The sequence below is a fragment of the Mesorhizobium tianshanense genome, from assembly GCF_007830515.1.
GTDB classification, from domain to species: Bacteria; Pseudomonadota; Alphaproteobacteria; order Rhizobiales; family Rhizobiaceae; genus Mesorhizobium; species Mesorhizobium tianshanense.
This window is the reverse complement of the sequence record NZ_VLKT01000114.1, coordinates 1-9,666: the sequence shown is the minus strand read 5'-3', so window position 1 is coordinate 9,666 and position 9,666 is coordinate 1. Positions and strand designations below refer to the sequence as shown.

The window sequence follows — 9,666 nt, the reverse complement described above, 5'->3', positions numbered from 1 at the left end:
TCGATACTGTCGTCTTGCTGATCTTCAGCCGTTCCGACACTTCACGCACCGAAAGACCCTGCTCATGGGTCAGGCGCAAGATCGCTTGGATGTCCCTCACGCTCGTTCGTCTCGCTTGCTTCCGTCTCGGCATGGCCCCTCTCAACATCATCGTGAGAGGCCAAACTGCCAGAACGGCGCAGCCGAGAACCGACCGCCAAATCCGCTCCCGAAAACTGTCCGGGATTTAGCGGAATCGCTGTCCGCGAATTACTGAAATCACTGTCCGGGATTTAGCGAAAAGGGTGTCCGGGAATTACCGAAACACGCATTTTCACCTCGATAGCGGCAACGAACGAGCGCACGCGGACCTGTTTACCAACGAGGCTGTTGCCATCGGCATCGCGTGCCTGGGACTTCGGGATGATGTAGTGCTTCGTCCTGAACAGACCGACAACCACCACGTCAATGTCACTAACCTTATGGCCGGAGAGCTTCACGCTCGCGGCAATCTTCACGTGATCATCGGTATCAGGGCTGGTGTCTAGCCCCGGCCATGCTTTCGCAAGTGCGTCCTTTACAGCAATGGCCGCATCGTGTTCCGGCGTTCCTTCCTCTCCGATGACCTCGATCACGATTGAAGCCTCAGGTAGTAGATTGCTGGCCGCGAGGCAAAGTCGCGGACGTCGACGAAGATGGGGTCGATACCCTGGAGGCGCAGCTGGTCACGGGCCTCGCGCTGCTCGGGTTGCAGGAAGCCGTCATTGACGTGCCAGAGTGGATGGCTAATGACGAGGGCCTTCCCCCCCCCGCACGACCATGGCGAGGCCGGACTCGGAATAATCGAAGGCCACCTCCATTCCTGCATCCTTGCAGAATCGGGTAAACGCCTTGGCGGCAGCGTCTTCCGCGCCGTTTATCCACCGCCCTAGCTGGAGTGGATTGCCCAACACTAAGTCGGCGAGGTCGAGCGCAAGCCGCCAGTCCAGAATTCCATGGCTGAAGCGGTTGGCGTAGTTGCGCAGGCAGTCGGGGCAAGACCGGTCGCAATCATGGGCATGCTTGGGGTCCTGCCACTTCTTCGCCACGACGTCATAGTAGGCGAGCAAGGCCGAGCGCATATTCGCGGGATCAGACGCCCAGCGCGCGTAGCCGGCGCCGTTCTCGAGCGCATCCGCAATAAAGACCTGCTCGGTCTCGCAACCATCCTTCTTGAGCAACTGTCGTCCAACCCTGAACTCAGCAGGGTCGACGTCAAGGGCGGTTGCGAGTGCAAGTTTCACGAACTCGGCGAACGAAGCGATCGCCGCACGTGCCGAAGGCTGGTTCTTGGCATCGAGCATGCCTTGGCGTCCAACGCCATCGGCCCCGCCGATGTAGAAGCTGAGGACATCCGTCGTGAAGATAGCACCGACAGCACCGGTATCGAACGGCGTTGCAGCGGGTGCGTTGTCCCACGGGGATTCATCCCGGTAGAGGCTGGGCTCGCGCACGGAGACAATTTCGTATGGTTCTTGGTAAAACTCGAAGAGGCGGTTGCCATTGTCGTTGATTACCGCGACTGCGCCCGAGTCGTGGGCCATCTTCATGGCCCCACAGCCCTCGTTGCCGTACGCCTGCTCGAAGGCCCTAACCGGCGGCGGCAAGGCGCGGCCGCGTTGCCGTTGCCCATCGTAGTCCTTGCGCTTGAACCAGGAGAGGAAACCGCGTGGCTGATACAGGGGGAAAGGCCGCGATGGTGAGCCGCACATAGCGCAAACCGTGTCGGTAGTGGCGGCAATCGTGCCGCATGCATCGTCCGTGCAACGCGTATAGGTGACGGGTCTGCCAAGTGGCTGTTGTTCATTAAACACGCCCGTAGGCCCTTCGCGCCGCAAGACAAAGCCAGAGACGGTGTTCAGCCGCTTGTCTTTAGGAATCTCCGAACCTGGCGAGAACGCCCAAACGGCGTGGTCGATGGGTCGGTCACTTATGACGACCTCATCTAGCTTGGACGCTCTCTTGTCCTGGAAGAGGCTGCGGACCTGCGTCGGAAAGCCGAACATCGGCAGGATGCCCGCGACCGCCAGGCGGTGGCTCAGTTCCTCCTGGATCAGGCGTTGGTTCGAAGCGGCCGCGTCGATTGCGGGAACGAGTTCGTCGCGGATGACCTTCGCGAGCTGGGCCGTGAATCCCACGAGCGGCGTGTGCGTGGCGAGGCGTTCGACCACGCTGTCAACCTCGGTCGAGCTTGCGAGCCAGCTGGCTATTTGGCTGCGGTAGGTGGAAACCCATTCGCCGACGCGGCCGAAGATGCCATGGAGGCTTTCCTCATTGCGCTCCGGCAGTGGCGTGGCTTGGAGGAAGGCGCGGCGCAGGCACTCGGCCGCAATAACGCGGCGTACGATTTCCGGGCGCGACAAGTCGAGCTTCGGTTGGGGAGGTAGGTCGCCCGTCATGCGCTCGGGATTGTTGAAATAGTAATCATCGTGAGCAGCGCCTCGGGAAATCGTGACGGCATACGAGAACGCCTGACCAGCACGCCCCGCGCGGCCAACGCGTTGCTGGTAGTTGAAGCGCTGCGGCGGCATGTTGGCCATCATCACAAGCTTCAACGAGCCGATGTCGACGCCGACCTCCATCGTGGTCGTAACCGAAAGCGCGTCAAGTCCGTTGACCAGCGGCGATTCGCCGTCAAGGAACGCGGTGCCCTTGAATAGGCGCTGGCGGTTGCGCTGCTCGGACATCGGCTTCGTCTGGCCGGTGAGCTCCGCCGCTGACAGCCGGTGTGGCGGCTCTTTCGAGACCCAGGCGTAGTAGTCATCGCCTGGATTGTCGACGACGCTGAACGACTTTGACTGGCAATGCGGCGTCGTGCAGACCGGCACTTCGATGGACATCGTCAAGCGCGAACAGCTGTTGCACCTGTGTAACTTGCGGTCGCCACGCGGCACTACGGCAAGTTTCAGCGTAGCTTCTTTCTCGATATGCAGCAGCCAGTTAGCATTGATGACGCCGAGGCCATCCAATCGGTCGCCGATGGTGGTTCCCAACTCGGTTGTATCGCGGTTGAGATCACTGGCAACGCGCTCGATGTAGCTTTTGAGAACATTGGGCACGGCCGTCGAGTTGCGGGTTTTTTCGCCGACCATGTACTGAGCGAGTCCGAGCATGCGGATTACGTTGGAGATGACGCAACTTGCCTTGGCCTCGTCCATGCCGAGCTTTGTGCCATGCGTGCCGTCGACCTCGATGCGCGCGACTCCCATGGATTCCATATCGCGTCCGGCACGATCGAAAAGGGACTTTGCGAGCTGCGTGGAGAATTCCTCTACGAACCGTCGGCGCCCTTGTATTGCGACGCTGGGTGCGACCATCTCCCATTCATCGTTGTTAGGTGGGTCGAAGAACTTCCACCACGGAGTTCCGGTCTCGCGTCCGTTGTCCGTGGCTAGGCTTGCGGCTGGCCCAGCGGGATTCTGCCCGAGCCCGACCAAGGCGTCGCGCATCGAAACGACCAGCGTAGGCCAGCCGGTACGCTGGCTCATGGCGGCGGCATCGTGGCGTGCGATTAGGTCCTTGCGTTGCTGCGTGGGAACGAACTTGTTGAGCTGCACCGCGTCGAAGATGCCGGGCGTGAGTTTCTCGGCGGCTTCGAAGATGGGCTTGAAGGCGGGGTCCTGGGTGTCCATCCCGATGAACTGCAATAGTTCGTCGCTAGTCGGGACCTTGCGTGGTTGGATCGTCGAGTAGACAAGCTGCCGCACCAGGTCGCGGAAGTGGTTTAGTTCAAGCCCGGCCGCCAAATCGGCCGCATCGTCGCGGCTGTCGGTGAAGGCAATCATCTTCTCGACTTGCTGGCCGTCGCCCGTAGAGTACATCGCGCGGTCGGCCACCAACTGCGTGGTGATGTTGAGACCCGTGCGGAGTCCGCGGATAGGACTAATGACGATTCCGCGGAAGAACGGTTTCTTGTACTTGGGCATGGAATTGAGGCTGCGCTTGTCGCTCTGGCAGCACGGACAAACCTCGGGGAGCGCCGCGACGCTTTCATTCGTGGCCAGGTTGCCGGAAACGGCCAGTATCAGGCCGGTCGCGGCCGAGGTGTCGGTGCTAAGCTCGCCTGAGTAGTGGTTGAGGGTACCTCGCTGGAACTGAAAGCGCACCTGCTTCTTGGATGGCGTTTCATGCGTCCAGGTCGCGCGCTGACCCTGGCCAAGCGTGCCGCTGGGCCAGTACCAGCGGAATTCATCCCACGTGCGCTCGTTGACCTGACTAGTCTTATCGGTCGTGCCAGTTGGTGGCGTGGCTTCAAGGAACGTCAAGTTCATCGCGGCAAGTTGGGGATCAGTCGCTGGCACGATGTACCCACCGACGAACGCTTCCCCGCAGTCGTAGCAATAGAGCAGCTCTAGTACCTGGCCACCACATTCGCACTTCATCGCTGGTGACTTGAACAAGCGGCCGAACTTGCGGCGTTCGGAGCGGTACTCCTCCTGCACGTCCGTGCAGCCTGGATTGGAGCAAGCCCACATGCCTTGCACTTGGCGCAGGAACATGTGCGAGCGGAAGGTGGGCAGGGGCTCTTCAAATGCCTGACTGCCTTCCTTCTGTTCGAGCTTAGCAGCGACGAACAAGGCGGTGAGCACGTCCTCGTCAACATCCTTGCCGAACACCGCGCGCGACAATGCTGGGAGCGGGACGGGCCTCGTTACTTGCACGTCTTTGCCAGTAGTGGGATCGATCGTCGTTGCCTTGCCGGCCGTGGCGCAGGCAGCGGCGATGGCCTCGCGGGGCGAGAAGCCCATGCCCGAGAGTGCTTCCCTGGCCTCGTCCGCGGTTCCGCCCAGCAATTCCTTTACCTGGACTGCTTCCGGGTCAACCGGAAGCGAAGCAGGGAACTTCCGTGCCTCGCCAGCGAAGATGGAGAACGACTGCCGGTCCACCCCGAAGAACTGTTCAAGGTACTCCTTGCCGGCCTCGCCATCCAGGGAGGCACTCGTGCCGATGCAACGCAGCTGCTTGGATCCCGGGACCAGGCCTAGGCGGTCGAGCATGTTGCGGACCACGAGCGCGACTTCGGTGCCTTGCGTTCCGCGATAGCTGTGGAGTTCATCCACCACGAGTGTGAACGTGTTCGCGGGGTTTGATTGGAGCCATGACTTCGTCTGCTCGAAGATAGGCGCCTCGACATCGCGCATCAGCATGATGTTGAGCATGCTGGTGTTAGTGATGAGGATGTCGGGCGCGGCCGACGTCATGTCCCAGCGCGTCAGCATCTCGCCGATGGAAGGATCCTGGAACTGGCTGCATGTCGTGAGGATGTCAGCCGTCAAACGGCCTTGGGATTCCATGTGCTTGCGGATTGCCGCGACGTCGTTTTCTATGCCGAGGACTTCCCGACCGATGTCATTTATCCGCGTGCGGGCAGACGCATTGAGGGTTGCGGGTGGCGTGAATGTCGAGCCGATAGTAGCGCCGGTATACCGGCCAAAATAGAACAGCGGTTTCCCGAATATATCCCGAGCGCGCGGACTGCGGACACGACTTGGTTGCCCGAAGACGTACGCGAGTGCCTCCATTGCGTGTCGTTGGGACCATACTCCTTAGCCCACCAACGGTTGAGCGTGCCAAGGCCAGCACCGTCTTTGCGCTCCTGCAAGAGGCTCGCGAGGAGGGGGAGCAGGAAGCTTTCAGTCTTGCCGGAGCCAGTGCCAGAGGTGACTACTACGTTCCGCGCGCCGCTAGCGGATCCCTTCGTGGCGGTCTCGAGGGACTGGGCTTGGTGCCTGCGTAGCTTCACAGGGCCTGTGGACCCGAAGACCACCCGTGCAAGGTGTTGGGCCACGAAGGTGTCGAGTCCCGCGCGCTTGCAAACGTCTTCGATTGGATCGGTGGAGGGATATTGTGGTATGGCCTCGATGAGCGGATTGCGTGACATCACGCCGTCGGCGAGTAGGATTTTCCGTCGTTCCTCCATAACCTTGGGGTCGCGCATCCAGAAGGCACTATCGTAGTATCGAAGGTAGGCTTCGCGGATGTAGTCTATTACGCTGTTTGGATTTGCGCTGATCATCTACACTTCCCCGTAAAGTACCTTCATGGTCGCCAGCCCGACTTCTGGGGTGACGCTAGTATGGATCGTTATGCCACGGTCCTTCGCTGGCAGCCGGCCGGAGCAAGCAACAAGGGCGCGTGAGAGGAGCCCGGGCGGTTCGCAGCCGAGTGTCGACCGGAACACGTGCTTGCTCGCATCGTATGCGTGCAGCCGCATCCGCGACGCGCGCGCGGCGAGTAACTTGGTGATTTGGTATGGGCCTCCCTTGGCGGTTCCGTCGGCACCTACATATGCGTAGGCCTGCGAACCCTCGTTCCATCGGTAACAACCGTTGCCACGGACCCCTTCAACGTCCTTCCAGCGTGCGGACTGCGGGTTGAACTGCTGGAGGTTTCTTGCGCGCCCTATGGATACCGGGACAAGGCCTTGTTCCAACGGCGGCATCGCGAGGCACGCGCCCGCGATGGAAAGTGCCGGCTGCACGTTGATCGCGACCTGCCGGCCGTGCGGGTCATGGATTCCATCGATGGCTGTCCGCAAGACGCTGTCGTCGATGCCCTCGAAGAAGAGGGCCGAGGGCCCGCCACCCTGCGGCGCGCTTGAAAGTTTGCCTCCAGCATCCACCACAGCTTGCTGTAGCTGCTGGACTAGGTCGCCAGAACGGAACCCAGAAAGGAAGGCCTGCCTCTCGCCGAAGAAGTTAATGGCAGGCGCAGGCACACTCCACGACCGGATGGCGCTGGAACCTGGCCTCAGCTCGACATCAACGAGGCCGAGTGCCGCGTAGTCTTCGGCAACCTGCCGTGCAAATTGCGGTGTCGTCGTAAGCGCATCCAGCAAGGCCACGAACTTGCTCCACGATCCACTACCGAAGAATGACAAGGCATCTAGGAGCAAGTCGTGGTCGACTGGATGAGTGTCGTCGTTCGTAGGCAACGGCATGGGAGGGAGTGGTATGCGGGCAGGCAAGGCCGCCGCCGGCTGCACCTTTTTCCTTTGCCGGTACACGATGACCAGCGATTGTGAACAGCTCGTGCAGTGTCCCTCGATCGGCGTCCCGCGTGGCGTGTCCGCGGGAATCATGGGGAAGCGCCAAACGTGGTAGCCGTTCTCTATGCACGCTTCGCGGGCCACATGCTGCTCGACCGCACGCGAGTAGGCAGCATCCTGGACATCTTCCGCAGCGCCGCCTTCGGGCAGCATGGCGGCCGGTTCACTACTTCCTTGGTCGACCTTGCCTGGATGCCTGACCTCGCCCGCGACCGACATGCCACGGACGGCAACCGATGGCGTGAACGCGGGCTTGCCCGTTGACAAGATGGAGGCATATTCCAGTTGGCCGCGGCCATCGCGATGCAACGGCGTGGGATTGTCTGCGTCCCTGAAGAAGACCTCCGTTTCCTCAACTAGCTCCTCTCCCTCATAGCCACGCAGCACTAGGGCTTCGCCCATGTTGGAGCCAAGCCGTAGCTCGACTTCCTTGCCTGCCGATGGCGTGGACGCGATAATGCCTTCCGCAACTGGCGCGGCTGCCTCGAGGCGCGCGGGTCCGGCTGGCACGGCAAGACGCGCTACCGGACTGGACTTGGAATGGTAAAAGCTAGGCAGTAGCTGCAAGCCGCCTTGGAAGTCGAGGACGCTGCCTTCGCCCAACGGCACAAGGCATTCGAGGTCATATGAGTCCGGCTGAATATTCGTCCGGCTGATCTGGACGTCGCCATAGAGAATCCAGCCAGTGGGGAGGCCCTTGAGCTTTCCTGCCGATGCAATAGTCGGCAGCCGCGACGCTGCCTTCATAAGGTAGGACTCCACCATTTTTGGCAGTCTGCCTGTGTCGCGAACAAGCAGGAGGTGCTGCACTCCGAAGCCTACTCGCGTTGCCTCGACCCATAAGGCGCCTTGTTCCGGCTTGGCGAAGGGGACGACCAGTCGCGGTTGCCATTCAAACCTGCGAGCGGAGTCGATTTGCTTGAATGCTTGCAGCTGCCCGAGCGCCACGTCCCCGGCGAAGAAGGGCGATGGGCTAATTGTTGCGAAGTTGCCGAATTCGTCATTGGCTATCTGAAAGGATCCGGCTTCATTCACAAGGGTGGCTGGGGTGGCTTCCTCGCCGAGGTGGCCAAGATGGAGTTCGAGGACTGGGCCAGCAAGCCGCGGGACGAGGTTGGCGAGCAGCGAGAGCCTTGTCGCGCGTGCCTGCGTTCCGGCTATAGTCGTTCCCGAGCCGCTGTTCCAGTTGGCGAGCTCCGCGATTGCGGCCTCGGCTACACGCTCTCTTAGCTCACGCTTGCTCCAGGCGTTCTTGAGGCGCGCATTTGGCCTGCTCGTCAGCATCCAGTTGGCGAGGTAGTGGACCATGTCCCGTTTCGAAATGGCCTCGCTTCCACTGAATCCGAAGCGTTCGAACAAGTCGTGGAAAAGGTCCCGGTCGCTTGCGCGCACGATCGCTTGCGAGATCGACCATCCGACGTATCGCCATGTCGAACTCATTGGTCGTGCGGTTGGGCGTCCAAGGAGATGGTTGTTGGCCACGAGCCAATCGTTCAGCGCGAGCCAAAGTGGCTCAGGCGAGTTGCGATATCGTTTCAGGATCTCGCGCTCGATGCCCATGACTTGCGATAGGCGGTAGTAGTAGTTGTTATTGGCAAATGTGCCCTCGGCCTCCATCAACTCGGCGGCGTACGCCAAGGTAAAGAGTAGAGCCGAGAATGATGGCGGGCTGCGCTTTCCGGCACGGCTCCACTTCCGTGCATCGAGGGTGTGCTTTCCGTACGGATCGCCCGCAAGCGCAAGCGTTTGCTTCACGCTCTCGCAGACCGCAGCTTCAGTCATGTCGGGATCGATGCCGAAGCGCTCGCCGAATTCACTGCGCATGCCGTTGTCCATTGACAAATAGACCGGCTGCGCCGCGAAGCGCCCGTCGAAAAAAATGTCGTTTATCGCGTCGTTAACCGACCCATAAGGTAATGCCGCGGTCATTTCCCCCTCGCGGCGCATAGACTTGGATAGTGCTTGCAAAATGTCTAGGAAAAATTACTCGTAATACAGTCTTATTGCGCTGCATCAACTCTTTACGATGGTCATTACCCTTTCGGCCGTCCTTGCGACGGTCTTGGGCCCAAGCTCGCATTCCCATACGACTTCGACCCTCCAGTCCAGTTCCTCGAGTAGGGTACGCGCCCTCTGGTCACGCGCAACATTGCTGCCAAACTTCGCCTGCCAAAAGGCTGTGTTAGACTTGGGCATGTTGGCGACCTTGCAGTTCTCGTGGCGGTGCCAGAAGCAGCCATGGACAAACACCGCAACGCGCTTGCGCCGGAAAACGATGTCCGGCTTCCCCGGCAGGTCCCTATTTGCAAGCGTGTAGCGTAAGCCGAACCTGTGCAGCGCCTTGCGAAGTGATAGCTCGGGCGAGGTATCCGATGAACGGATACGGGACATGCGCTCCGAGCGCTCGGCGGGGGTGAGCGTGTCTACCATTGTTTTTGTTTACGGTCTCGTTATCACAATTTGGCATCTGTCGGAGGAATGGCGAAACTGTGACTGCGCTAGACGTCATGTTCCAGGGCTGAGATCGGTGGCCCGCCCTTTCGTGCGATTAAGAGACGAGGGTTGCTCGGATGGGCCGAGCCGATCCTCACGCACGGAGG

The 9,666-nt window shown here is 60.6% G+C and carries 5 protein-coding genes and 1 pseudogene; all 6 read right to left on the bottom strand.

Translation table 11 applies throughout. From position 1 onward, the window contains the following. A partial coding sequence (locus IQ26_RS40170) for a helix-turn-helix domain-containing protein (RefSeq protein ID WP_208760311.1) occupies positions 1 to 133 on the bottom strand: 133 nt, incomplete at its 3' end. Between the two features lie 139 nt (positions 134 to 272). Then, positions 273 to 614 carry a hypothetical protein gene (locus IQ26_RS38160; protein WP_208760310.1) on the bottom strand — a complete coding sequence of 114 codons (342 nt, stop codon included), beginning with the start codon at positions 612 to 614 and terminating at the stop codon, positions 273 to 275. Positions 615 to 764: 150 nt separating this feature from the next. Then, the gene (locus tag IQ26_RS38155; protein ID WP_240547469.1) at positions 765 to 5,540 is read right to left on the bottom strand and encodes a helicase-related protein; all 4,776 of its coding nucleotides are present in this window, start codon (positions 5,538 to 5,540) and stop codon (positions 765 to 767) included. Positions 5,541 to 5,611: 71 nt separating this feature from the next. Then, positions 5,612 to 5,899, bottom strand: a pseudogene (locus IQ26_RS40955) (DEAD/DEAH box helicase); the annotation flags it as partial. Between the two features lie 135 nt (positions 5,900 to 6,034). Continuing rightward, positions 6,035 to 8,995, bottom strand: coding sequence for a hypothetical protein (locus IQ26_RS38150; RefSeq protein ID WP_145723486.1), 2,961 nt, complete (start codon positions 8,993 to 8,995; stop codon positions 6,035 to 6,037). Between the two features lie 84 nt (positions 8,996 to 9,079). Further along, the gene (locus IQ26_RS38145) at positions 9,080 to 9,496 is read right to left on the bottom strand and encodes a very short patch repair endonuclease (protein ID WP_145723485.1); all 417 of its coding nucleotides are present in this window, start codon (positions 9,494 to 9,496) and stop codon (positions 9,080 to 9,082) included. Between the last annotated feature and the right edge of the window lie 170 nt (positions 9,497 to 9,666).